General features: G+C 61.7%; 23 protein-coding genes. 18 read left to right on the top strand and 5 right to left on the bottom strand.

The genetic code is table 11. The features are described 5' to 3' along the window. From M6689_RS07535 to M6689_RS07515, 5 genes are all read left to right on the top strand, one after another. Positions 1-268: hypothetical protein (locus M6689_RS07535; protein ID WP_298269793.1), on the top strand; the 268-nt coding region annotated here is incomplete at its 5' end. Positions 269-495: 227 nt separating this feature from the next. After that, a complete protein-coding gene (locus M6689_RS07530) occupies positions 496-5,010 on the top strand; it encodes a choice-of-anchor D domain-containing protein (protein ID WP_298269791.1) in 4,515 nt (1,504 codons plus the stop codon). A gap of 32 nt (positions 5,011-5,042) precedes the next feature. Then, positions 5,043-5,951, top strand: coding sequence for a hypothetical protein (locus M6689_RS07525; protein ID WP_298269788.1), 909 nt, complete (start codon positions 5,043-5,045; stop codon positions 5,949-5,951). Between the two features lie 182 nt (positions 5,952-6,133). Further along, positions 6,134-6,355, top strand: a complete 222-nt coding sequence (locus M6689_RS07520) for a dodecin (protein ID WP_298269785.1) — start codon at positions 6,134-6,136, stop codon at positions 6,353-6,355. A gap of 81 nt (positions 6,356-6,436) precedes the next feature. Next, positions 6,437-6,868 carry a peptidylprolyl isomerase gene (locus tag M6689_RS07515; RefSeq protein WP_298269782.1) on the top strand — a complete coding sequence of 144 codons (432 nt, stop codon included), beginning with the start codon at positions 6,437-6,439 and terminating at the stop codon, positions 6,866-6,868. Positions 6,869-7,071: 203 nt separating this feature from the next. On the opposite strand, the gene M6689_RS07510 is transcribed toward M6689_RS07515, so the two are convergent. Next, on the bottom strand, positions 7,072-7,548 hold the full coding sequence (locus M6689_RS07510; RefSeq protein WP_298269779.1) for a ferritin family protein: 477 nt from the start codon (positions 7,546-7,548) through the stop codon (positions 7,072-7,074). A gap of 159 nt (positions 7,549-7,707) precedes the next feature. Here M6689_RS07510 and M6689_RS07505 point away from each other — a divergent pair, with 159 nt between their 5' ends. After that, positions 7,708-8,589, top strand: coding sequence for a complex I NDUFA9 subunit family protein (locus M6689_RS07505; protein WP_298269776.1), 882 nt, complete (start codon positions 7,708-7,710; stop codon positions 8,587-8,589). Position 8,590: 1 nt separating this feature from the next. Here M6689_RS07505 and radC read toward each other — a convergent pair whose 3' ends face one another. Continuing rightward, positions 8,591-9,280, bottom strand: coding sequence for a DNA repair protein RadC (radC, locus tag M6689_RS07500; protein WP_298269774.1), 690 nt, complete (start codon positions 9,278-9,280; stop codon positions 8,591-8,593). 103 nt (positions 9,281-9,383) lie between these two features. Continuing rightward, positions 9,384-10,193 (bottom strand): undecaprenyl-diphosphatase UppP, encoded by an 810-nt coding sequence (gene uppP, locus M6689_RS07495; protein WP_298269772.1) that lies wholly within the window; start codon positions 10,191-10,193, stop codon positions 9,384-9,386. 202 nt (positions 10,194-10,395) lie between these two features. On the opposite strand from uppP, the gene M6689_RS07490 reads away from it, so the two are divergent. Both M6689_RS07490 and M6689_RS07485 read left to right on the top strand, forming a co-directional pair. Continuing rightward, entirely contained in the window at positions 10,396-11,013 is a 618-nt protein-coding gene (locus tag M6689_RS07490) for a DUF47 family protein (protein ID WP_298269770.1), read from the top strand. Further along, positions 11,006-12,007, top strand: coding sequence for an inorganic phosphate transporter (locus M6689_RS07485; protein ID WP_298269768.1), 1,002 nt, complete (start codon positions 11,006-11,008; stop codon positions 12,005-12,007). Before M6689_RS07490 ends, M6689_RS07485 begins: the two co-directional genes overlap by 8 nt. Before the next feature lie 70 nt (positions 12,008-12,077). On the opposite strand, the gene M6689_RS07480 is transcribed toward M6689_RS07485, so the two are convergent. Continuing rightward, the gene (locus M6689_RS07480) at positions 12,078-12,560 is read right to left on the bottom strand and encodes a DUF2062 domain-containing protein (RefSeq protein WP_298269765.1); all 483 of its coding nucleotides are present in this window, start codon (positions 12,558-12,560) and stop codon (positions 12,078-12,080) included. A gap of 232 nt (positions 12,561-12,792) precedes the next feature. Here M6689_RS07480 and M6689_RS07475 point away from each other — a divergent pair, with 232 nt between their 5' ends. From M6689_RS07475 to M6689_RS07430, 10 genes are all read left to right on the top strand, one after another. Continuing rightward, positions 12,793-14,133, top strand: a complete 1,341-nt coding sequence (locus tag M6689_RS07475) for a TolC family protein (RefSeq protein WP_298269761.1) — start codon at positions 12,793-12,795, stop codon at positions 14,131-14,133. After that, positions 14,130-15,233, top strand: a complete 1,104-nt coding sequence (locus tag M6689_RS07470) for an efflux RND transporter periplasmic adaptor subunit (protein ID WP_298269758.1) — start codon at positions 14,130-14,132, stop codon at positions 15,231-15,233. Before M6689_RS07475 ends, M6689_RS07470 begins: the two co-directional genes overlap by 4 nt. Then, complete coding sequence (locus tag M6689_RS07465; protein WP_298269755.1) at positions 15,230-18,460, top strand: efflux RND transporter permease subunit; 3,231 nt, start codon at positions 15,230-15,232, stop codon at positions 18,458-18,460. Before M6689_RS07470 ends, M6689_RS07465 begins: the two co-directional genes overlap by 4 nt. An 89-nt stretch (positions 18,461-18,549) precedes the next feature. Next, on the top strand, positions 18,550-18,975 hold the full coding sequence (locus M6689_RS07460) for a C-GCAxxG-C-C family protein (RefSeq protein WP_298269752.1): 426 nt from the start codon (positions 18,550-18,552) through the stop codon (positions 18,973-18,975). A gap of 70 nt (positions 18,976-19,045) precedes the next feature. After that, positions 19,046-19,444 (top strand): DUF302 domain-containing protein, encoded by a 399-nt coding sequence (locus tag M6689_RS07455; RefSeq protein ID WP_298269750.1) that lies wholly within the window; start codon positions 19,046-19,048, stop codon positions 19,442-19,444. A gap of 76 nt (positions 19,445-19,520) precedes the next feature. Next, positions 19,521-19,733: a DUF2892 domain-containing protein gene (locus tag M6689_RS07450; RefSeq protein WP_298269747.1), complete on the top strand. Its 213-nt coding sequence runs from the start codon at positions 19,521-19,523 to the stop codon at positions 19,731-19,733. Beyond that, the gene (locus tag M6689_RS07445; RefSeq protein WP_298269745.1) at positions 19,730-20,560 is read left to right on the top strand and encodes an MBL fold metallo-hydrolase; all 831 of its coding nucleotides are present in this window, start codon (positions 19,730-19,732) and stop codon (positions 20,558-20,560) included. Before M6689_RS07450 ends, M6689_RS07445 begins: the two co-directional genes overlap by 4 nt. Further along, positions 20,560-20,844 carry a metalloregulator ArsR/SmtB family transcription factor gene (locus tag M6689_RS07440; RefSeq protein WP_298269743.1) on the top strand — a complete coding sequence of 95 codons (285 nt, stop codon included), beginning with the start codon at positions 20,560-20,562 and terminating at the stop codon, positions 20,842-20,844. Before M6689_RS07445 ends, M6689_RS07440 begins: the two co-directional genes overlap by 1 nt. Then, the gene (locus M6689_RS07435; RefSeq protein WP_298269741.1) at positions 20,841-21,602 is read left to right on the top strand and encodes a class I SAM-dependent methyltransferase; all 762 of its coding nucleotides are present in this window, start codon (positions 20,841-20,843) and stop codon (positions 21,600-21,602) included. Before M6689_RS07440 ends, M6689_RS07435 begins: the two co-directional genes overlap by 4 nt. 228 nt (positions 21,603-21,830) lie before the next feature. After that, positions 21,831-23,477 carry a methyl-accepting chemotaxis protein gene (locus M6689_RS07430; protein WP_298269739.1) on the top strand — a complete coding sequence of 549 codons (1,647 nt, stop codon included), beginning with the start codon at positions 21,831-21,833 and terminating at the stop codon, positions 23,475-23,477. 86 nt (positions 23,478-23,563) lie between these two features. Here M6689_RS07430 and hpnH read toward each other — a convergent pair whose 3' ends face one another. Next, positions 23,564-24,562, bottom strand: coding sequence for an adenosyl-hopene transferase HpnH (gene hpnH / locus M6689_RS07425; protein ID WP_298269737.1), 999 nt, complete (start codon positions 24,560-24,562; stop codon positions 23,564-23,566). Positions 24,563-24,803 lie beyond the last annotated feature (241 nt).

The following is a 24,803-nucleotide window of genomic DNA, read 5'->3' as shown; positions in this document are numbered from 1 at the left end:
CTCAAGAGTAGACAAACTGACATATGTATATGCTAAAATTGAAATAATAAATTATTCCAATTTGCCCACTAAATATAATATAGGCAGATATTATTTATCTTATAACAATAAGATCAGCAGCGGTATATACATTGACAGCGTTGCCAATTATTTAATTGTTGAATCAATACTTAAACCCAACGAAAAAATAACCAAGTCTGTATACTGGGTTTTTCAAGAGGCGTTGAACCCGGATGATCTCAAGAATATTAAATTTATTGCTAGGTGACAACTGGCAAGACTCACACTAATAAATAGTAAATCGAGGCTTCTTGCTCTGAGCAAACCATTGCCGATATGTAGACCCGGATTTAGCTGTGACACCATGAGGGTTAGCTTCACATTGACGACATCATATTAAACTTCAGTGGTGAATCTTTTTCTGATATTAAATTCATGGATGAGAAATAGAAAAACTCTCTCTATTCAATAAAGAATTTACACCTGGAGGTTGCTGTGAGAATAGCGATCAGATTTTTATCTATTGCAGTATGTTATGTACTATTAACTGGCAATGCTTTTGCGTTTGACACTGATCCATTTTACGATCAGCGAGTAAAGCAGGATGCCCCGCCGATCGAAGCGGTCAATGAACACATTGATCCATTTTCGGGCAATCTGTACCTGGTGCAGACTGATCTCCATCTGCCGGGCAATGGCGGCTTGGACCTGGCCATAATGCGTACCTACAACAGCCTTATTTATGGTCGAACTGACAATACGTCGTTCCCGGAACTGATTGCCAAGAAAGACAAGAGCCCTCTGGGCATCGGCTGGGCGATCAGCATGGGCATCCTGCGCAATCCACCTAACTTTTCTGCATTGAATTATCCTCCAGGCTGGGGACTTACGCCTGTCTTCGAGTTACCCGATGGCACGAAGCAGAATTTCTTTGCTGACCCTAACGATAGAACCCGGATGATCAGCAAGGATTACTGGATTCTCAAGTTTATCGGTTCCCAGTCACCTAATTACTACAACATGGGAAGTTGGGAGGTTACCTCTCCCGAGGGCAAGGTGTACACTGTTAGCAATGAAGTTGCCGGCTACAGCACGACAAATACTAACACTAACAAAGATGTGGCCCAAGTCACCAAGATCCAGAACGCTGCGCGTAACGCCAAGATCGATATACAATACAAATACTTGGCACTCGGTCCTGTTATAGACAAAATAATCGATTCAACCGGTAGAACCATAACTTTTGCTTACAATACTGACGGAACACTAAAGAACTTCACCTATGATACCTACACGGTTACATATCAATATGACACTAGAGCCAGTCTTAGCGGCATCTACCTGCTGACCCAGGTAAACCTGCCGACCGGTAATCCTTGGCAGTATGCCTACGACAGCACCTATGAACTGACTCAGGTTACGTATCCCTCTGGAGGGATAGTCAACTATACCTATGCCAACACCACCTTCAAGGTAGCCGGATGTACCCCTGCCTTTCGTGTTATCTCACAGAAAACGGTATCCGGTAGAGGCATCACTTCTGGTACCTGGACGTACAGCTACAGTTCCGGTGGGGCAAACGGAGATGTCACAACCATAACGGTTCCCGGCGGTACGGAAACATACACCTATTACGGGTGGGGCAACACTACAAGCGGTAATGTCTGGCGAGTTGGACTGCCATCTAGCAAGAGTTTCAACGTCGGCGGGCAGACCTTGGCGGAAACATTCAATTGGTCGAAGAGCGCCGCGGCAGTGTCGAATCAGCAAATCAGCAACTTGAACTATTGTGCTGGTGGCTTCCTGATTGCGGATTCCGGGGTTTTTACTCCCGTGCTCACCTCCAAGACAATCACCCGCGACGGCAAGAGTTACACCACGAATTACAGCAATTACGACACCTACGGCAATCCGCAGACTATAAGCGAACAGGGAGACGGCAACAGATCCACGGCCCTTACCTACTGGCCCCCAAACACTGCAAAAAACATCGTCAAGAACAGGCCCGCTACCGAAACGGTGACCGGCAGCTTCAGTGGAACAAAAGCAATCAGTTGGAGTTACGATGCCAACAGCGGCAACGTCACCCAGTTCACCAAGGACGGAGTAACCACCAGCTACGGTTACGACACCAGCGGCAATCTTTCTTCGGTAACCGACTCCAACAACCATGCCATCTCGTACCTGTGGAGCAATGGCCAGATTTCACGGGAAACCAACAACTATTATTCCATCTCCCGCGTCATCAATCCCACGGGCACCGTCGCCAACGAGACCAACGGCAGAAGCTACACCACCAGTTTCGGTTACGACGGCAACCTCCGCCCCACCAGCAAAACCCCGCCCATCGGCAATGCCACCAGCATCTCCTACCCGGCAGACAGCTCTTACCGGAAGGAGACACGGGGGAGCTACTCCATCGACTACACCTTCGACGGCTTCGGCCGGCCGTCCGGCTCAAGCGACAGCCGGGGAGTAACCACGACCATCGCCTATACCCCTTACGGCAGCAAAGATTACGAAGACTCCAACATCGGCGACAAGGTCTACTACGACTATTTCGGCCGGGTGAGACAGGTTGTCCACAAAGACACTACCACCATCAACTACGCCTACAGCAACAGCAACGTCACTATCACCGACGAAACAACTACCGGCACGGTCACCCTGACCTACAACGCCTTCGGTAACCCCGGCGAAAAGTACCTGATGAGTGTCCGGGACCAGGCGACCAACACGACCACCTATACCCGCAACATCCAGGGGAACGTCACTGGCATCACCCAGGGAAGCATCACCCGTTCCTTCGGCTACGACGCAACCAAGAAGAACTTCCTGACCTCAGAGACCAATCCCGAAACTGGCACCATTACCTACGGCCGGGACAATGTCGGCAACTTGACGAGCAAGTCTGATGCCTCCGGCTCCACAGCCTATGGTTACGACAACATCAACCGGCTGACTTCAATCAGCGCTAACGGCAACAACACTGCCTTCGGCTATGACAACGCCAACAACCGGACCTCCATGATCTATCCGGACGGCTCGGCGACCTACACCTACGACAGCGCCAACCGCCAGACCCAGAAAAGTGAAACAATCGGCAGCAGAAGCTACACCACCGGCTACAGTTACGACGGCAACGACAACATAACCACCATCACTTATCCGAGCGGCCGGACAATTACCTACGGCTACAATGGCAACAACCAGGTTACTTCCGTTACCGGCTTTGGCGGCAGTGTCACGTCGATAAGCTACAACACCGCTGGTCTGCCCACATCGCTGACCCTCTCCAACGGCATCAGTTCCTCATTCGGTTACAACTCCCGTAATCTGACCACTTCAATCACCGCCGGGAGCGCGTTGAGTGTAGGCTACGGCTACGACTCGCGCGGCAACACTACCTCCTACACCAACTCCCTGGATGCCACAAAAAACCAGACCTACGGCTACGATAGCCTGAGCCGGCTGACCACCTTCAACGGTGCCTGGGGGAGCGGTTCCTACGCTTATGACGCAACCGGCAACCGGACCACCAAGACCGTTGCCGGAATCTCCACAAGCTACGGTTACTCAAGCAATCGGGTCGCTTCCGCCAGTGGCGGAGAGCCAGCTTCCTACAATTATAGTGGGGAAGGATTGCTCGCTGGCGGTATCTGGCAGGGAACCAATTACACCCTCATCTACGACAGCCTCGACAATTTGACCAGCTATAGGTCGGGCAGCGTTGTTCTTGCGGATTTCACCTACGACGGTGACGGTCAGCGGGTAATCAAGACGACAAACGGTAATGCTACCGTATACCACAACGACCAGGCAGGACATGCCATTAGCGAAAATGACGGGAATGGGAATTTCCTCGCAGACTATATCTATCTCAACGGCAAGCTGATCGCCAAGATTGCAGCCACACCGACCATATCCATAGCACCGACTGCGGATAGCTTCGGAAATGGGTATGTTAATGCCACGTCTTCATCGCATACCTTCACCATCAGTAACACCGGCTCTGCGAATTTGGTTATCGGCTCGATAACATTTACGGGGACCAATCCGGCAGAATTCAAAATGACGACTGACAGCTGTTCAGGAAAGACCTTGAGTTCCGCCGCAAGCTGCACCGTTCAGGTTACCTTCTCACCGATCTCGACCGGAGCAAAGAGCGCAATCATTAGTATCCCGTCTAATGATACAAATACTGCGATATTAAATGTGTCTGTGGATGGTACTGGGGTGCTGCCTATCCTTAATGTTATCAAGAACGGATCAGGCACCGGAATAGTGACTAGTTCCCCAGCTGGTAATATTACTGACGTGAGTTCCGTATTTTGGTGGTACAGCCGTTTCCCAACAGGAACAGTTGTAACTTTGACTGCTACTCCAAGTAATGGTTCTTCTTTTGGAGGTTGGGGCGGAGGCCTATGCACTGGCAAGGGAAGCTGTGTGATAACTCTAAATGTTGATACTTTAGTTTTAGCACCATTTGATAGCTTAACTCCTGTGGTCAATTTCTCTGCGTCACCTACCCAGGGCAGTGGGCCTTTTATAGTAAACTTCACCGATCTTTCTCAGAATGCTACTTCATGGTCGTGGGACTTTGGCGATGGCACGAAGAGCACTCTGCAGAATCCGTCGCATGTTTACAGCACACCGGGGTCTTATACGGTTACCTTGACTGCAACGAATGCGAACGGTTCAACAACACTGCAAAAGATTAGTTTTATTTCTGTAACTGTCTGCCAGAACCAGCCTGTGCGGATTGCGCGTGCAACCCCGCTTTATTACCCGACTCTTCAGCAGGCATACGCCGCTGCTGTGGATGGTGATATTATTCAGATACAAAGCACATCACTGGCCGAAGGGCTCACTATTACTAAGTCGATAACCATTGATGGAGGTTATGATTGTGGCTACTCGAATAAAATAGGCGTTACCACCTTTACGGGGAATCAGTTTACGATAAATTCCGGCGCAAGCGTAATGAAAGATTTGTTCATAAGCCAATAGTGCATTAGTTATTAAATCATATGGAGGCATCTATGAAAACACTAGTTTTGCTTATTTCCGGTATACTGATTGCCGCGACAAATCTCTATGCGGCAAATGGCGATCTTGTCGTCAACGGTAATTTGGGAGTCGGTACCACCACGCCGGCTGCAAAAATCGACGTGAACGGTAATGTCCAGCTCTCCGGGAATTATAACATCACCACCCGCAAGGGGCTTCTCATGATGGGTACGACCGATGGCTCAGTTATTGACCCCAACACTCCGAATACTGCCGACCTTCTCTTAGGGGGGATTGGTTTTGTCGGTAACGGATATCAAACTGCCGAGTTAACGTTCCGCGCGGGCTGGGGATTTGAAATGGTTGACCGTTCTGATGAAATTCCTGATTTGAATTATGCCAGAGACGCCAAATTTTATACTGATCTAACGTTGCGGGAACTGATAGCAACGGGGAACCTGTATTCCGCGCAGGATGTGTGGATTGATGGAACGTTGAATGCGAGCGTTAAAAATTTTGATATCAAAGATCCCCGTTACAATGACGAGAACAAGCGCCTCGTTCATTCTAGCTTGGAAGGGCCGGAAATAGGAGTTTACTATCGGGGTGAAGTCAAGCTTGATAACGGCGTGGCCGTTGTTACACTTCCTGCGTACTTTGAGGCGCTGACAAGGCAAGAGAATAGGACAGTTCTGCTTACGCCGAAGTTTGAGAAGCCAAACGAGATATTATGTTCCGTTGCGGCTTCTGAGGTGAAGGATGGGCAGTTCTCTATTTACGCATTTGGGGTTATGAACGTAGCCGGATGCAACCATAAGGTTTACTGGGAGGTTAAGGCTGAACGATCTGATACGGCAAAACTCCTTGTTGAGCAAGATATGAATACTGCGTCAAAGATGGACGATAAACATAAGATGAAAAAATCACTAAGGTTAAGATAACTCATTGAAATTTTGCACTGTAAAATAGGCCTGCTTACACGCAGGCCTTTTGTTCTTAGAGGGGCGAATTGATAAACAACAACATCAGAAGCTTTCAGCGCTCGTTCTCTGTGCTGCATCCTTCCCTTTACACGCCGTCATGAGGTGGTACCCTTGTGTAAAAACAGATGGAGGAGGGGACCATGAGCTACGGCGAAGACAGGATTTACAAGAAGGTGGAGGTGATCGGCGTATCGAAAAACGGCATCGAGGCGGCGATCCAGGCGGCCGTCGGCAAGGCCCACAAGACCCTGGAGAAGCTCTCCTGGTTCGAGGTGCAGGACATCCGGGGACATGTGACTGAGGACGGCACCGTGAGTGAGTACCAGGTGGTGCTCAAGGTGGCTTTTCAGCTGAAGGGGTGAGAATACCGTGGATTGTTCCGTCCTCCTTTGCTATAGTCGGCCGGATTGACTGACCATTAACCAATTGAAAGGACTGATACCATGGCACAGGCGAAGCAGGGGGACACCGTGAAGGTTCACTATACCGGCAGACTCACCACCGGCGAGATGTTTGATTCTTCCGAGCCGGGGGGGGAGCCGATGGAGTTCACCATCGGCCAGGGGGAGGTGATTCCCGGCTTTGAGGCGGCGGTCATCGGGATGAGCCCCGGCGAGAGCAGGACGGTGACGATCCCGGTGGATCAGGCCTACGGCGAGCGGATGGAGGAGATGGTGGCCGAGGTGGAGCGCCAGTTTCTCCCCGAAGGAGCCGAGCCGGAGGTGGGGCACCAGTACGAGGTGACCCAGGAGGGAGGAGACGTGTTCAACGTAACGGTCACCGCCCTCACCGACACCCACGTCACCCTCGACGCCAACCACCCCCTGGCTGGGCACGACCTGGTCTTCGAGATCAAGCTCCTCGAAATCGTCTGATTCTCCACGGACGCAACGCATTAAAAAAGGAAGGGGCTCGATGCCCCTTCCCTTTTTGTTCCGAACAACCACCGAACTGCGAAACGTGGCTTTTTCGCAAGGTCAAGGCGCGCGAAAAATCCCGCGGAGGCGTACCCCTCGGTACGCCTCCGCGGGATTTTGAAGCGCAACGCAGAGATTGCGCAAAAGCCGCGTTTCGCCAGCTAGTTTTCGGTCATGAAGTGCTCTTCGTACATGTCTTCCAGCGCCTGCAGGTGCTTGGTCTCGTCGGCGAGCATCTTCTCGAAGATCCCTCCCATCGGCGCACCGGCGCACCCTTGGGCCATCCGCTTGTAGAAGTCGATGGACCCCTTCTCCAGATGGATGGCGTAGGCGAGGGCCTCTCGGGTGTCCGAACCGGAGCTCAGCTCCTTCTTCGCCAGGACGTAGCCAAGGTTCATGGTCGGGATCTGTCTGGTGAGGGTGTCGCCCCCCGCCATCTGACCTTCGAGGAGCGATTTCTCCAGGCTGCACTTGTGGTCGAGCTCGTCGAGGGCGGCCTCCCTGAGGATCTCCTTGGCTCCCTTCTGCTTCACCTGGCGGATTGCGTCCAGATAATGACGGAACCCTTCCTCTTCCATCTTGATCGCCATCTCCACGGCGGCTTCGAACGTATAGCAGACATTTCCCTGGTCGGTCATGGTCTTGTCTCCTCCTATGGTGCGTTAAAATGATACTCTATTAACACACGAGCCTGCCGAGCACAAGGGTCTTGTATACGATCTGCTGGCAATCGACGGTTCGTGCGCTACAATTTGCGGGGTAAGCACACCACGTGCCATGCTGCGAAAGGGGACGCCATGGAAATTTTTCTTGCCGGAGGGACCGGCTTTGTGGGGGGGCATCTGAGGCGGGAACTGCTGGCGCGCGGCCACACGCTGCGTCTTCTGGTGCATCGCCGCAAAGACGGCATGGAGCAGGGGGTCGAGCAGGTGGAGGGTGACGTGACCCGCCTCGACAGCTTCGCGCCGGCGGTGGCGGGGTGCGACGCCACCGTGAACCTGGTGGGGATCATCAGGGAGTTTCCCGGCCGGGGGATGACGTTCGAAAAGCTCCACGTGGAGGCGACCCGCAACGTGGTGGTGGCGGCGAGGCGCGCCGGCGTGAGGCGCCATCTCCAGATGTCGGCCCTCGGGACCAGGCCCGATGCCACCTCCCGCTACCACCAGACGAAATGGCGGGCCGAGGAGGAGGTAAGGGGGTCGGGGCTCGACTGGACCGTCTTCCGGCCGTCGATCGTCTTCGGGCCGAAGGACGACTTCGTCAACAAGCTGGCCGGCTACATCAAGGGCTATCCCGCGGTGCCGGTCATCGGGGATGGGAAGTACCGCCTCCAGCCGGTCTCGGCCGACGACGTGGCGCGCTGCTTCGCCCTGGCCCTGGAGATGCCAGAAACGGTCGGCCAGACCTACGAGCTGTGCGGGCCGGAGCGGATCGTCTACAACGATCTCCTCGACACCATCGGCCGGGTCCTCGGCAAGGGGCACGTGGCGAAGATCCCCAATCCCCTCGGAATCATGAAGATGGTGGTGCCGCTCCTGCAGGGATTTTCGTTCTTTCCGATCACCATGGACCAGATCCTGATGCTCGTGGAAGAGAACATCTGCGCCAGCCCCTGGCCGGCGGTGTTCGGTTTCGAGCCCGAGCGGCTGGAAGCGGGGATCCGGAAGTATCTGCGCTAAGTCAGAGGAGCCCCTGGGAGACGAAGCTCGTGAACCGTCCGTCGCCGACGATGATGTGGTCGAGGACCTTGATTCCCATCAGGTCCCCCGCCTCCCGCAGACGGCGCGTGATCTCCAGGTCTTCGCGGCTCGGGGCGGGGTCGCCGGTGGGATGGTTGTGGACGAGGATCACCGCAGCGGCGGATTCGCGTACCGCGGGGTTGAAGACCTCCCGCGGGTGGACGATGCTCTGGTTGAGGGAGCCCTCTGAGACCTGCACCTCCCGGATGATCCGGTTCTTGCCGTCGAGAAGCAGCGCCAGGAAGTACTCCTTGCGCCGGTCCCGCAGGGTGTAGTGGTAGTGGTTGTAGACCTGTTCCGGAGAGGTGAACCGGTCGCTGCAGACCATGAAGCGGTCGGAGTTGATCCTTGAGGCGATCTCCAGCGCCGCCTTGACGGAGGCCGCCTTGGCCGTCCCCATCCCCTTGACGGCGCAGAGTTCCGCCACCGTGGCGCCGGCCAGGGTGCGAAGATCGCCGAAACGTTGCAGAAGCGCCCGCCCCAGGTCGATGGCGCTGCATTTTGTCACCGAGTCGCCGGTGCGGATGATCAGGGCGAGCAGTTCCGCGTCGGTGAGGGTGCCGGCGCCGCGGCGCACCAGCTTCTCCCGGGGCCGCTCGTCCTCGGGCCACTCCTTGATTCCCCCTCCCATTCCCTTCCCCCTTGCATTTATCCCATATTCGGCAGTTGCCGTCCCGTCGGGCGGAAGGACTCTAGCATAAATGCCGGATAATGAGAAGCGGCTTTTTGTCGGGCTATTTCGCGAAGAGGTAGACCAGCACCGCCACTCCCGTCAGGATGCGGTACCAGACGAACGGGTAGAGGGAGTGGCGCTGGACGAGCCGCAGGAGCAGGGCGATGCATACGTAGCCGACGACGGCGGAGGTGGCGATGCCGATCAGCATCGGCTGCATCTCGCCGGCGGGAAAGCCGTCCCTGAAAAGATGGCCTAGTTTCAGGATGGCGGCGCCGGCCACGATCGGGAGCGAGAGGAGAAAGGAGAAGCGGGCCGACGTGTCGCGGCCGTAGCCGGCGAAGAGGGCCGCGGTGATGGTGATGCCGGAGCGGGAGACCCCGGGGACCAGGGCGAGGCACTGGGCCAGGCCGATGAAGAGGGCCGCCTTGAGGTCGATCCGGTCCATGCGCAACCGCTTGCTTCCGAGGGTGTCGGAGAGGGCGAGGAGCAGGCCGAAGCCGATGAGGAACGCCGCGATGAAGGCCGGGTTGCTCCGGAACAGCGCCTCGATCGGCTCTTCCAGGGTCTTGCCGGCGATGGCGGCGGGAACCGTGCCGGCGATGATGTAGAGCGGGAGCCGGGAGGCGGAGGAGCGGAATCCGGTCGCCGCGCCGGAGAGGAAATTCACCGCCAGCTCGGCGATGTCGCGATGGAAGTAGAGGCAGAGGGCGATGAGGGTGCCGACGTGGAGCGCCACGTCGAAGGTGAGCCCCGATTCGGGCCACCCGAGGAACCAGGGGAGCAGGATCAGGTGCGCCGAGCTGCTGATCGGAAGGATTTCGGTGAGCCCCTGGAGGGTACCGAGGACAGCGGCGTGAAGCGGATTCATGAAAGACCTCCATGGTAGGCGTAAACCCCGGCACGGTAGAGCAACGGGCGCGTAAAATCAAGTGAAAAGGGATGTGTCGTTGCCGGGGGCGACACGCAGTTGTAACATTTTCCGTAGGAATCGGCGGTGAGATATGGTATGTCTCTCCCGCTTGACATATCAATTCCGGCGGCCGGTTGCCGTCGGCACCGCGGAGGTTTCGATGTTCGGTCTGATCCCGAAGGAAGAGAAGTTTTTCACCATGTTCAAGGAGATGTCCGCCAACATCACGGAGGGGGCACGTCTTCTTAAGGATATGCTCGACAATTTCGACGACCCCCAGGCATCCCAGCGCCGGATCAAGGAGGTTGAGCACAAGGGGGACGCCATCACCCACGACATCATCCAGAAGCTGAACAAGAGCTTCATTACCCCCTTCGACCGGGAGGATATCTACTCCCTGGCATCGGCCCTGGACGACATGATCGACCTGATCGACGCCTCGGCGATCCGCTTCATCATGTACAACGTGGAGAAGCCGACCTCGGAGGCGAAGGAGCTCGCCTTCATCATCCTCCAGTCGTGCCAGGCGGTGGAGAAGGCGGTCGCCCACCTCGGCGGCAAGTTCGAGCATATCGCCGAGCACTGCGTGGAGGTGAACGCCCTGGAGAACGAGGCCGACCGGGTCTGCCGGGAGGCGATCAGCCGCCTCTTCGACGAGGAGAAGGACCCGATCCAGCTCATCAAGTGGAAGGAGATCTACGAGACCCTCGAACGGGCCACCGACAAGTGCGAGGACGCCGCCAACATCCTGGAAAGCGTGGTGGTGAAAAATGCCTGACGTCATGCTCCTGATGCTGGTGCTGGTCATCGGGGCGGCCCTGGCGTTCGACTACATCAACGGTTTCCACGACACCGCCAACGCCATCGCCACCTGCGTCTCCACCCGGGCGCTGTCGGTCCGCTCGGCCATCGTCATGGCGGCGCTCCTCAACTTCGCCGGCGCCATGATCTCCACCAAGGTCGCCGCCACCATCGGCAAGGGGATCGTCGATGCCTCCAATGTCACCCAGATGGTGGTGCTGGCCGGCATCCTGGGCGCCATCGTCTGGGACCTGATCACCTGGTACTACGGCCTTCCCGCCTCTTCCTCCCACGCCATCATCGGCGGCCTCATGGGGGCGGTCATCGCCCACGCCGGCGCCGGCGCCCTGCACTGGAAGGGGCTCGAAAACATCGTCCTCTCCCTGATCCTCTCCCCCATCGCCGGCGTCATCCTCGGCTTCATTGTCATGGTTGTCATGCTCTGGAGCTTCAGGCGTACCGCCCCCCACGCCATCAACAAGCAGTTCCGGCGGCTCCAGGTCCTCTCCGCCGCCTTCATGGCCTTTTCCCACGGCACCGCCGACGCCCAGAAGTCCATGGGGGTCATCACCATGGCCCTGGTGAGCTACGGGACCCTCTCCGCCTTCGTGGTCCCCACCTGGGTCAAGATCGCCTGCGCCGTGGCCATGGGGTTCGGCACTGCTGCCGGGGGGTGGCGGATCATCAAGACCGTCGGCAAGGACTTCGTCAAGCTGCAACCGGTCCACGGCTTCTGCGTCGAAACCGCCTCGGCCGGGGTGATCCTCGGCGCCTCCTCCATCGGGATGCCGGTCAGCACCACCCACGTCATCACCTCCGCCATCCTCGGCGTCGGTCTCTCCAAGCGCCTGACGGCGGTGAACTGGAACGTGGCCGGCAGGATTCTCGTCGCCTGGGTGCTGACCATCCCGGCATCGGCCGTCATGGCCTACGTCTGCTACCAGGTCCTCAATCCGTTTCTTGGGAAATAGGCTGCCGGGAGGTCGGCACGAGTTGCCACGGGTAACGCGGCACAAAAAAGCGGGGAATTCCCCGCTTTTTTCATTCCAGCTCTTCTCCCACCTCTTCCATTTCCTCGGTGATGGTGGCGAGGGTTTCGTCCCGCCTCCGGAAGCGGACCACGAGCCAGTAGCAGGCGGCGTAGGCGACCAGGGCCGCGGCAAAACCGAGGAGGGAGGAGCCGATGAGAAGCGAGGTGGCATGGCCCTCCAGGTGGCGCCACTCCAGCCCCCCGATGCGGAAGTGCTGGGGGGGGAGCCCCTGGACGAGGCGGCCGAGCTTGTACGACAGGCCGAGGGCCGGCACCACCGTAAGGGGGGTGTTCACCCAGGCGCCGGTGATGCAGGTGAGCTTGTTGATCCGCAGCAGGAATGCCGCGGCGATGGCGAGGGGGGTATGGATGCCGAAGAAGGGGGTGAAGCTGATGAAGACCCCCACCGCAAAGCCCGCGGCAATATGCCCCGGATGGCTGTCGAGGGAGAGGATCGTCTTGAGGTTTTTCTTCCACTTTTCCGTGATGAGCACTCCAGCCCTCCCCCTCTTTGGCGCGGTCGAGTCTACTGGCGACCCCTCTTCTTTGTCAATGCATTTCCCCGCTTCGGACGTCTTGCGTGCTCTCTGCCCCAACCCCCTGAAAAAAAACCGCCCTGCGCTATACTTTTACCGTTGACAATATTCTGTGGTGAATATATATATCAAACCATATATGCGGCAGGGGAGATTTAGCTGCTCCCTGCGCCCCATGTCAGGAGGTCCCGTGATTCGTCCCCTTGTTCTGCTCTCTCTGCTGTTGCTGGCAACCACCGCCGCCGAGGCCGCCGAGGCCGCCGTGAGCTTCCGGGAGGCCCTGGTGCTGGCGCTGGAGCGAAACCACCTCGTCAGCGGCGCGGCCTACGAGAAAGAGGCCGCCGAGCGCGGCGCGGCGGCGACCATGAGCCGCTATCTCCCCAGGATCACCGCCGAAGAGGCGTTCGCCGCCTCCAACTCCCCGACCCGTACCTTCATGATGAAGCTCGACCAGGGACGTTTCACCCAGGACGACTTCCAGCTCGCCAACCTCAACTCCCCCGCCACCCGAACCGATTTCCGGACGATGCTCTCCCTGGAGCAGCCCCTGGTCGACTTCGGCATCGGCTACGGCCGGGAGATGGCCCAGCGGGAGGCGCAGGAGAAGGGATACCTCTTCGAGCGCCGCCGGGAGGATGTGGGGTATGCCGTTCTCGCCTCGTACCTGGCGGTCCAGCGGGCGCGGGCCGTCCTCGACGCCACCGAGAAGGAGGTGGTGGAGGCGCGGGAGCACCTGCGGCTGGCGCACACCCGGAGCGAGGGGGGGACGGGGCTCAAGTCGGACGAGCTGCGGGCCCGCACCTTCCTCTCCGAGGCGGAGGAACGGGACATCACCGCCCTGAACGACCTGAAACTCGCCAAGCTGCGGCTTGCCCTCACCGTGGGCGGAGGGGCGGGCGAATCCCTCGATATCCGTGAAGAGATCAAAGGGGAGCCGCTCCGGATGCAGGAGGAGGAGCTCGTGCGCGAGGCCCTCGCCAACCGCCAGGACCTCAAGGGGGCCGCGACGGGGGTCGAGCGGGCCGACGCCGCCGTTGGTCTCGCCTCCAGCGCCTGGCTCCCGACCCTCTATGCCGGCGCCTCCTGGCAGATGAACGACCGCGATATCCCCTTCGGCCGCGACAACGACGCCTGGAACGCGGGGGTGACGCTCCGCTGGGAGCTTTTCGACGGGATGAGGCGAAGCAACGACCAGGGAAGGGCCCGGGCCAGCCGGGAGGCGGCGGCCCAGTACCTGGAGCAGTTCCGCAAGGAGGTGGCTCTGCAGGTCCGGGAGAGCCTGCTGCGCCGGGCCGAGGCCGGGAAGCGCCTTGAGGTGGCTCGCCACGCCTATCTCGCCGCCGAGGAGGGGATGCGGCTCGTAAACAAGCGGTTCGGGGAGGGGCTCGCCACCATGGTGGAACTCCTCGACGCCCAGACCGCCTTCAACCGATCGCGGACCGGCCTCGTGGAGCGGGAGATCGATCACCAGCTGGCGACGGCGCGGGTCTACCACGCCGCCGGCCTCTTTCTGAAGGAGATGAATAAATGATCAGAGGAAAACGCTACGTCCTGCTCCTTTCCGCCCTGCTGGCAATGGCCGGCTGCGGCGGGAAGGAAGGGGCGAAGGAGACGGCTGCGCCGGCCGTCGTGACCGGGGTGACGACGGAAACCGTGGCCGCGGCGCCGATTCCCGAGGGGATGGAGGCGGTGGGGACCGTGAGGGCCCGCAACGCGGCGGTGATCGCCGCCCGCCTTCCGGGCACCGTCGCCGGGGTCTTCGTCAAGGAGGGGGACCGGGTCGGGAAGGGAAAACTCCTCGTGACCCTCGACGCGGCGGAGAGCGCGGCCCAGGCGGCCAGCGCCCGGGCCGCGGCGACGGAGGCGGAGCGGGGGCTCGAAGAGGGAAGGGCCCGCCAGCGGCTTGCCGCCGCCACCTTCGCCCGCTACGAGAATCTCTACCGGGAGCAGGCCGTTACCCGTCAGGAATTCGACAACCGCCGGGCCGACAAGGAGGTGGCCGACCAGGCGGTGGAGCGGGCCGCCGCCCGGCTCGCCGCGGCGCGGGAGGGTGCCCGGGCCGCCGGGGTGGTGGCGGGGTACACCCGGATCACCTCCCCCCTGGCGGGGGTGGTGACCGCCAAACAGGCCGAGCGGGGGATGACCGTCTTTCCGGGGACGCCCCTTCTTACCGTGGAGGAGGGGGGGAGCTTCCGGCTGGAGGCGGCGGTCCCCGAATCCGGGATCGGACGGGTGAAGGTGGGGGCCCGGGTCCCGGTCGCCATCGAGGGGGGAGGCGTCGCCGCCACGGGGCGGGTCGCCGAGGTGGTCCCCGCCGCCGACCCCGGGAGCCGGACCTTCACGGTCAAGATCGATCTCGCCGGGGCGGGGCTAAAGTCGGGGATGTTCGGCCGGGTCTTCATCCCCACCGGGGAACGGCAGGGGATTGTGGTGCCGAAGGGGGCGGTCGTGGAGCGCGGAGCCCTTACCTCGGTCTGGGTGGTGGACGGGCGGGGGATCGCCCGGATGCGGCTCGTGAAGTGCGGAAAACCCGTCGGTGAGCGGGTCGAGATCCTCTCCGGGCTCTCGGCCGGCGACCGGGTGGTGACCGGCGGGGTGGAGAAGGTGACGGAAGGGGCCAGGATCCAATGACCAAGCTCGGCTTTGCCGGAAAGATCGCACGGGCGTTCATCGACTCGAAGCTGACGCCGCTCATCGTCATGGCGTCGCTCCTCCTCGGCCTCTACGCCGTGCTGGTGACCCCGCGGGAAGAGGAGCCCCAGATCGTCGTGCCGATGATCGACATCTATCTCCCGATGCCCGGTGCGGTGCCGAAGGAGGTGGAGGAGCGGGTGGTGGTCCCCTTCGAGAAGAAGATGTGGGAGATCAAGGGGGTCGAGTACGTCTACTCCATGAGCCGCCCCGGCATGGGACTCGTCACCGTCCGGTTCCTCGTCGGCGAGGATATGGAGAAGTCGCTGGTCAAGCTCTACAACAAGGTGATGGAGAACCGCCGGCTCCTCCCGCCGGGGGCGGGGGAGCCGCTGGTGGTCCCCAAATCCATCGACGACGTGCCGATCCTGGCCCTCACCCTCTGGTCCGACCGGGTCGAACCCTCCCAGCTCCGTCACGTGGCCCGGGAGCTCTGCGACGAGCTGAAGAAGGGGGAGAACGTGGCGGAGACCGAGATCAAGGGGGGGCTCCCCCGCCAGCTCTCGGTCCGCCTCGACACGGCCAGGCTTGCCGCCTACGGCCTCTCGCCGCTCCAGGTGGCGGGGGCGATCCGGCAGGGGAACGCCTCTCTGCAAGCGGGCTCCTTTGCCGCCGGGAACCGGGAATTCCTCGTCGACGGGGGCGGATTCCTGGCCGATGCCGATTCGGCACGGCGGCTGGTGGTGAGCGTCCATGACGGGCGGCCGGTCTATCTGGGGGACGTGGCGAGCGTCGTCGACGGCCCCGCGGAGCCGAAGGAGTACGTTCTGTTCGGCCTCGGCCCGGCGGCCCCCCCCTCCCCCCGCTGGGGGGAGGGCAAGGGTGGGGGGGAAATCAACCGGGCCGAAAGCTACCCCGCCGTCACCATCTCCGTCGCCAAGCGCAAAGGGGCCAACGCCACCTGGGTGGCCGACGACCTCCTGAAACGGGTGGAGTTCATGAAGGGGAAGGTGATCCCCTCCGACGTCCGGGTAACGGTGACCCGCAACTACGGCGAGACGGCGAAGGAGAAGAACAACGAGCTCCTCTTCCACATGTTCCTGGCGGCCATCTCGGTCACGATCCTCATCGCCCTCTTCATGGGGTGGCGGGCCGGGGCCGTGGCGGCCATCGCCATCCCGGTGACCCTGGCGCTCACCATGCTGGTCTTCAACCTGATCGGCTACACCCTGAACCGGATCACCCTCTTCGCCCTGATCTTCTCCATCGGGATCCTCGTTGACGACGCCATCGTGGTGGTGGAGAACATCCACCGCTACTTCACCACCACGCGGCTGAAACCCCTGGAGGCGGCGATCCGGGCCGTGGATGAGATCGGCAACCCGACGGTGCTCGCCACCTTCGCCGTCATCGCCTCCATCCTCCCCATGGGGTTCGTGGGGGGGCTCATGGGGCCGTACATGCGGCCGATCCCGGTGGGTGCCTCCATGGCGATGCTCCTCTCCATGTTCATCGCCTTCATCGTCACCCCCTACTTCGCCTTCCGGCTCATGAAGGGGGAGTCCCACTTCGGGAGCGAGGCGGCAGCCGAGGAGTCGCGCCTCACCGCCTTCTACCGCCGGGGGATGGGGGCGCTGATCCACCGGAAACGGCTCCGCTACGGCTTTCTCGCCGGGGTGGTGCTGCTGCTGCTCGTCTCCTGCTCGCTTATCTACTTCAAGCTCGTCACGGTCAAGATGCTCCCCTTCGACAACAAGAACGAGCTCCAGGTGATCATCGACGCCCCCGACGGGACGCCGCTGGAGGATACGGCCAGGATGACCGCCGAGATGGCCGACGTCCTCCGGACGGTCCCCGAGGTGACCGACTTCCAGAGCTACGTCGGCACCAGCGCCCCCTTCAACTTCAACGGCCTGGTGCGCCACTACTACCTCCGCCGGGGGCCGAGCGTCGCCGACATCCAGGTGAACTTCCTTCCCAAGAGCGAGCGGCGGGACCAGTCCCACGACATCGCCAGGCGGATCCGGCCGCTGCTGAAAGCCGTGGCGGACCGCTACGGCGCCCGGATCAAGGTGGCCGAGGTGCCGCCGGGGCCGCCGGTCCTCTCGACCCTGGTCACCGAGGTCTACGGCCCCGACCAGGCGACGCGGCTCGCCATCGCCCGCCAGATCAAGGCGATCTACGGGCGGATCGACGGGGTGGTCGACACCGACTGGTACGTGGAGGACGACCAGCCGAAGGTCACTTTCGCCGTGGACCGGGAGAAGGCGGCCCTCTCCGGCGTCGCCGCGGAGGACGTGGCCCAGACCCTGCGGATGGTCCTGGGCGGGGCCGATGCCGGGATTCTCCACCTCCCCCGGGAGAAGGAGCCGGTGGCGATCAATCTGCGGCTCCCGACGGCCCAGCGCAGCTCCATCGACTCCCTCTCCTCCCTGTACGTGCCGGGCCCCCGGGGGAACGTCCCCCTCTCCCAGCTCGTGCGGGTGACCACCACGACGGAGGAGAAGACCCTCTACCGCAAGAACCTGAAGGGGGTGGTCTACGTCACCGGTGACGTGGCCGGTAAGATCGAGGCGCCGGTCTACGCGATCCTCAAGATGCAGCCGGAGATCGACAAGATCCGGCTCCCCGGGGGGTATCACATCGAGCAGCGGGCCGCCAGCCAGCCCTGGAGCGAGGAGCGCCCCGGCATCAAGTGGGACGGGGAGTGGCACATCACCTACGAGGTCTTCCGGGACCTGGGGCTCGCCTTCGGGGCGGTGATGATCCTGATCTACCTCCTGGTGGTGGCGTGGTTCAAGGACTTCACCACGCCGCTGGTGATCATGGCGCCGATTCCGCTCACCCTCATCGGGATCCTGCCGGGGCACGCCCTCTTCGGCGCCTTCTTCACCGCCACGAGCATGATCGGCTTCATCGCCCTGGCGGGGATCATCGTCCGCAACTCCATCATCCTCATCGACTTCGCGGAGATGAAGCGGCGGGAGGGGCTCCCCCTGGACGAGGCGATCATCGAGGCGGGGGCGGTGCGGTTCCGGCCGATGCTCCTCACCGGGGCGGCGGTCGTTGTCGGGAGTTTCGTCATCGTCTTCGACCCGATCTTCCAGGGGCTCGCCCTGGCGATGATGTTCGGCGAGATCGCCTCCACCACCCTCTCGCGGGTGACGATCCCGATCCTCTACTATCTGGTGGAGTCGTGGAAGGAGCGGCACCGGAAGGCGACGTAGGGGCGATCCTTGTGATCGCCCTGGATTGAGGCAATAACGAGGGCGAATACAAGATTCGCCCCTACACGAATGGAAAACTGGAGGTTTTCATGTTCTGGCAGAAGAAAGACAACCCCACCGCCGAGACGGTGGGCGAAAAGGTGGGGATGGAGGCGGAAGGGTTCTACCGCTCGGGAAAGATGCACTGCGCCGAGGCGGTGTTCATGGCGGCGCGCAACCAGTTCTTCGACGGCATGCCGGAGGAGATCGTCCGGGCGGCGGCCGGCTTCGGCGGCGGGGGAGGCGTGGGGTGCGTCTGCGGCGCCGTCGCCGGCGGCACCATGGCCTTCGGGTTCGCCCTTCCCGACGACAAGCGCAGGGTCAAGCAGCTGACCAAGGGGCTGCACGACTGGTTCAGGCACGAGTACGGCGCCGCCTGCTGCCGGGTCGCCATGCCCAACGCCAAGGGGCGGGGGGGGTGCGCGGTCCTGACCGGCGAGGTGGCCCGGAAGGTGGCGGAGCTCATGGAATCGTAGGGCGAATCTTCATATTCGCCCGCCGCGGTGGCGATCACGGGGATCGCCTTACAGGGACAGGGAGGTTACCATGGAACTGACGACATCGTACGCATTCGGCAAGACCGTCGATATCCCTTACGCCGAGGCCGTGGCCCGGGTCCGGGAGGAGCTGGCAAAGGAAGGGTTCGGCATCATGACCGAGATTGACGTGAAGGGGAAGTTCAAGGAGAAGCTAGGCAAAGAGTTCCGCGACTACGTCATCCTCGGCGCCTGCAACCCGGCCATGGCCTGGGAGGCGTTCCAGCGGGAGCTGGGGATCGGGACGCTCCTTCCGTGCAACGTCTGCGTCTACACCGGCGACGACGGCGCCACGGCGGTGATGGTCATGGACCCGGTGGCCGCCCTCGGGCTCATCGGCAACCCGGCGCTGACCGAACTGGCCGGCCTCGTGCGGCAGAAGCTGGAGCGGGTGCTGGCCAATCTGTAGGGCGAATCCTGGATCCGCCCGACAAGAGGGCGATCACAAGGATCGCCCCTACCTGTGCACAAGGAGAAACAAGAAGATGTACATCGACAGAATGCTCAGAATCATCGCGGGAACCTTCATCCTCCTCTCGGTCGTCCTGGCCGTGAAGGTGAATCTGAACTGGCTCTGGTTCACCGCCTTCGTGGGGCTTAACCTCTTCCAGTCGGGGTTCACCAACTGGTGCCCCATGATCACCATCCTGGAGAAACTGGGGGTGCCGCGTTTCCCGAAGGGATGCCCTTCGAAATGAGCGGTCGGATCACGATCCTCTGCGACAACACCGTGGGACCGGTCTCCGGCACCATGGGAGAGCACGGCTTCGCCGCCCTGGTGGAGCGGGGGGATGAGGCGCTTCTCTTCGATACCGGCCAGGGGGGGACGCTGCTCCACAACGCCCAGCGGATGCACCGGGACCTCCACCGGGTGGAGCGGGTCGTCCTCTCCCACGGGCACTACGACCACACCGGGGGCCTCTGGCCGCTGGTGCGGAGCTGCGGTCCGAAGGAGGTCCTGGCCCACCCGGGCGTCTTCGCCCGGCGCTACGTCGGCCGGGACACGGGGGAGCGGGTCTCCGTCGGCATCCCCTATGACGAAGAGTTTCTCCGGGGGCAGCGGGTGCGGTTCTCCCTCTCGGACCAGTGCCGGGAGATCGGCCCCGGTCTCCTTCTCACCGGCGAGGTCCCGCGGGTTAACCCCTTCGAGGCGGGGGACGCCGGCCTCTCCTGCGACGAGGCCGGGTGCCACCCCGACCCGATCCGCGACGACCAGTCGCTCATCATCCGGACGGAGCGGGGGCTCGTGCTCCTGCTCGGCTGCTGTCACGCCGGGGTCGTGAACACCATCGACTGGGCGCGGGAGGCCACCGGCATCACCGACATCCATGCCGTCATCGGCGGGACCCATCTCGGCTTCTGTTCCCCGCGGCAGCTGGACGAGACGGTGGCGGCGCTGCGGCGCCTCGACGTGCGGAAGATCCTCGGAAGCCACTGCACCGGTTTTTCGGCCGCCGCCCGGCTCGCCCACGAGTTTCCCGGCCGCTTTCACCCGGCGTACGTCGGCTACACCCTGGAAATCTGATGGACGGGGATTTCGAACAGGAGGCCTCCCTCCTCCGGGTGCTCGGCCACCCGCTGCGGCTGCGGATCGCCGTGGGGCTTGCCGGCGGCTGCGCCTGCGTGAAGGAGATCTGGGAATGCCTCGGCATGCCCCAGGCGGTGGTCTCCCAGCATCTGAAGGTCATGAAGGAGCACGGCATCGTGGAACACCGGCGGGAGGGAGTCCGGGTCTGCTACTCCCTGCGGGAGGGGATGGTGGCCGACATCGTGCGGCTGCTGGTGCCGCGGAAAAGGAGCGCGCCATGACGATTTTCAACGATTTTTCCGAGGCCTACGATCTCATGTTTCCCCGCGAGGAGCGGATCCGGAGCGAAGAGCCGTTCTGGCGGGAGCTCGTCGCCCGCTACGGGGTGAGGTCGGTCCTCGACTGTGCCTGCGGCACCGGCGGTCACCCGATCCTCTTCGCACGCCTGGGGTGTGCCGCCTACGGCTCCGACCTCTCGCCGCGGATGGTGGAGGCGGCCCTGGCCAACGCCGTGGCGGCGGGGGTGACGGTGAACCTGCGGGTCTCCTCCTTCACGGAGTTGACCTCCGCCTTCAGGGAGGATGAACGGTTCGACGCGGTGATCTGCGTCGGCAACTCCCTCACCCTCGCCCCCACCGACGACGACGTGGCAAGAGCGCTCCGCGAGATGTACGCCCTCCTCAACCCCGGGGGGGTCTGTGTCATCAACATCTTCAACTGGGACCGGCTGGCGGCGGAGAAGCTCCGGATCATGCCGGCCGCCGTAGCCGAGAAGGACGGGCGGGAACTCACCTTCCTGCGGGTCTTCCACCACCGCGGCGACGTGATCGATCTCAACATCGTCGCGGTGACCAGGGAGGGGGGAAAGGCGGTCACGGAGATTTTCACCGCCCACCAGCGTCCCGTGGGTCCCGCACGCCTCATGGAGTTCGTGGAGGCCGCCGGCTTCACCTCCCGGGAGGCAACGGCCGGCTACTCCGCCACCCCCTTCGATCCCCTCTCCTCCGACATCCTTGTCCTCGTGGCCCGCAAGGGGTAAGGACCCCGCACCAATTTTAAACACGTACCGCTGGTGGAGAGCGGTCGCCGGCGCGTCCGGCGCGCCGCTCTCCGCGTTTCGGAGCCGTTAACGTGTGCGTAAAATGCAATACCGTTCTAAAATCCTAAAGTTCGAGGCCATGCTGCCGAAGAGTATTGTACAGACGCCGCCGTCCGGCGCCGGGACCGGGCAGGTGGCAATTCCCGCCGCGGCAGCAAGGAGATGCTCATGACGATCAAACGGTACAGAAACTGGGGGATCATGCCGAAGGTGATGACCCTTTCGGCGGTGACGGTGGCGCTCATCGCGGGACTCGTCGTCTTTTTTCTCCTCCCCCGCATAGAGGCGAAGCTGATGGAGGGGAAGGAGGAGGCGACCAAGAGTGCGGTGGAGGTCGCCTTCCACACCATCGAGCGTTACGGCGAGAAGGCGAAGAGCGGAGAGCTGCCGGTGGCGGAGGCCCAGAAGCGGGCCATGGACGATCTCCGGAGCCTGCGCTACAAGGAGAAGGAGTACGTCTGGATCAACGACCTCGCGCCGCGGATGATCATGCACCCGATCAAACCGGATCTTGACGGCAAGGATCTTTCCGAGAGCAAGGACCCCAAAGGAAAGCGGCTCTTTGTCGAATTCGCCAGGACCTGCCGCGAGAAGGGGGCGGGGTTCGTCGATTACCTCTGGCCGAAACCGGGGTCGGAGGAGCCGGTTCCCAAGATATCCTACGTCAAGCTCTATGACCCGTGGGGGTGGGTGCTCGGCAGCGGCATCTACATTGACGACGTGAAACAGGAGATGGCGACACTCCGCTGGTGGGTGCTGGGGGGGACCTTCCTCTTCGCCTGCTTTACCCTGTCGCTGGCGTTTTCGGTGGGGCTCGGCATCGTCCGTCCCCTGCGCCGCGTGATCGGAAGCCTCGACGACATCGCCGAAGGGGAGGGGGACCTGACGCGGCGGATCAGGATCGACCGCGAGGATGAGGCGGGGGCCCTCGCCCGCTCCTTCAATACCTTCGTGGAAAAACTCCAGGGGATCATCGGCCAGGTGGCCCTGAACGCGGCCCAGGTGGCTGCGGCGGCGGCGCAGGTGCAGTCGGCCTCGCGCCAGATGGCCGACGGGGCCGGGCACATGGCCGGTCTGGCGGGGACCGTCGCCACCGCCAGCGAGGAGATGGCCGCCACGAGCGTGGAGATCGCCCGCAACTGCGTTTCCCTGGCCGACGGATCCGGGACCGCCAGCCGCTCGGCCGACAGCGGCGCCGAGGTGGTGCAGGAAACCGTCACGGTCATGAACCGGATCGCCGAGCGGGTGACCTCCGCGGCCCGGACCGTGGAGAGCCTCGGCTCCCGCAGCGACCAGATCGGCGAGATCGTCGGCACCATCGAGGATATCGCCGACCAGACCAACCTCCTGGCGCTCAACGCCGCCATCGAGGCGGCCCGGGCCGGAGAGCAGGGGCGCGGCTTCGCCGTCGTCGCCGATGAGGTGCGTGCCCTGGCCGAGCGGACCACCCGAGCGACCAAAGAGATCAGCGACATGATCCGGATGATCCAGCAGGAGACCAGGGGGGCGGTCTCCTCCATGGTGGAAGGGGTGCGCCAGGTGGAAGAGGGGACCCGGGAGGCGGCCCGTTCCGGCGCGACGCTGGAGGAGATCCTCGCCCAGGTCAACGCCGTCACCATGCAGGTGAGCCAGATCGCCCTCGCCGCCGAGGAGCAGACCTCCACCACCGGCGAGATCAGCAGCAACATGATGCAGATCACCCAGGTGGTCCATGACACCGCCGCCGGCGCCCAGCAGTCGTCGGAATCGGCGGCCCAGCTCGCGCGCCTCGCCGAGGAGCTCCAGCAGATGGTGCGGGGGTTCCGCGTGGCCTGATGGCTGGTGCCGCAGGACAAAAAGAAAAGGGGGGCGACTGCCGCAGCGGTCGCCCCCTTTTTGTTGTTCCCGAGAGAATCTCCCGGTCAGGTGAAGTTCCAGATCGCCATCTCCAGGATGTCCTTCCAGCTCTTGCCGATCTCGTTGACCACCGTCGGCTCGAAGCCGCAGTGCATCATGCACTGGGCGCAGCGTTCGTCGCGCCCGACTCCGTACTTGCTCCAGTCGGTCTTCTCCATCATCTCCCTGTAGGTCGGGTAGTGGGTGTCGGTGATGAGGTAGCACGGGGCCTTCCAGCCGTGGGGGTTTCTGGTCGGGTTCCCCCACGGGGTGCACTGGAGCTGCTTCTCCCCCTTGAGAAACCGCAGGTACATCGGGGTCGACCAGAAGCGGAACCGCTTGCTCATCCGGTAGACCTCGGCGAACTTCTTCTCGATCTCCCGCCGCTGGAGGAAGAGGTCCTCGCCGACCGCCTCGTAGTCGAAGCCGGGCGCCACGAGGATGCCGTCCACCCCGAGGTCGGTCAGGAGCGAGAAGAGCATCTCGATCTCCACGAGGTCGGTATCCTTGAAGATGGTGGTGTTGGTGCAGACCCGGAACCCCTTCGCCTTCGCCTTGCGGATCCCCTCGATGGCGATCCTGAAGGTCCCTTTCCGCTCCAGGAGCCGGTCGTGGGTCTCCTCCAGCCCGTCCATGTGGACGTTGAGGGTGAAGTTGGGGTGGGGGGTGATGTTCTCCAGCGCTTTTTCCAGCAGGAGGCCGTTGGTGCAGAGCTGGATGTGCTTTCGCCGCTCCAGCACGGCGGGGATCAGCTCGTAGATGTGGGCGTAGAGGAACGGCTCGCCCCCGGTGATGGTGACGACGGGGGCCGGGCACTCGTCCACGGAGCGGAGGCACTCTTCGAGGGAGAGCATCTCCTGGATGGTGTCGGCATACTCGCGGATGCGGCCGCAGCCGGAGCAGGCGAGGTTGCAGAGGTGGGTCGGCTCCAGCATGAGGACCAGCGGGTATTTCTCGATCTTCTGCATCTTGTTGGAGATGATGTAGCGGGTGAGGTCGTAATTGAGTCGCAGGGGAAAACGCATTAACAGGTACTTCCTTTCATTGATGCTTGTGTAGGGGCGAACCTTGTGTTCGCCGATGTGATGCGGAAAAACGGGCGAACACAAGGTTCGCCCCTACGTTCATCATTTCACCAGGGAAAGCGCCGGTTTCCCCTTGGCAGCGAGAAATCCTTCCGCCGCGGCGGCGATGCCGGCGGCGTCGAGCCCCAGGTCGGCGCGGAGCCGGGGCTGGGGGCCCTGCTCGATGTAACGGTCGGGGATG

The sequence above is a fragment of the Geobacter sp. genome, assembly GCF_027327745.1.
Classification (GTDB): Bacteria; Desulfobacterota; Desulfuromonadia; order Geobacterales; family Geobacteraceae; genus Geobacter.
Note: the sequence above shows the minus strand (reverse complement) of the source record. Positions and strands in the feature narration are given on the sequence as shown.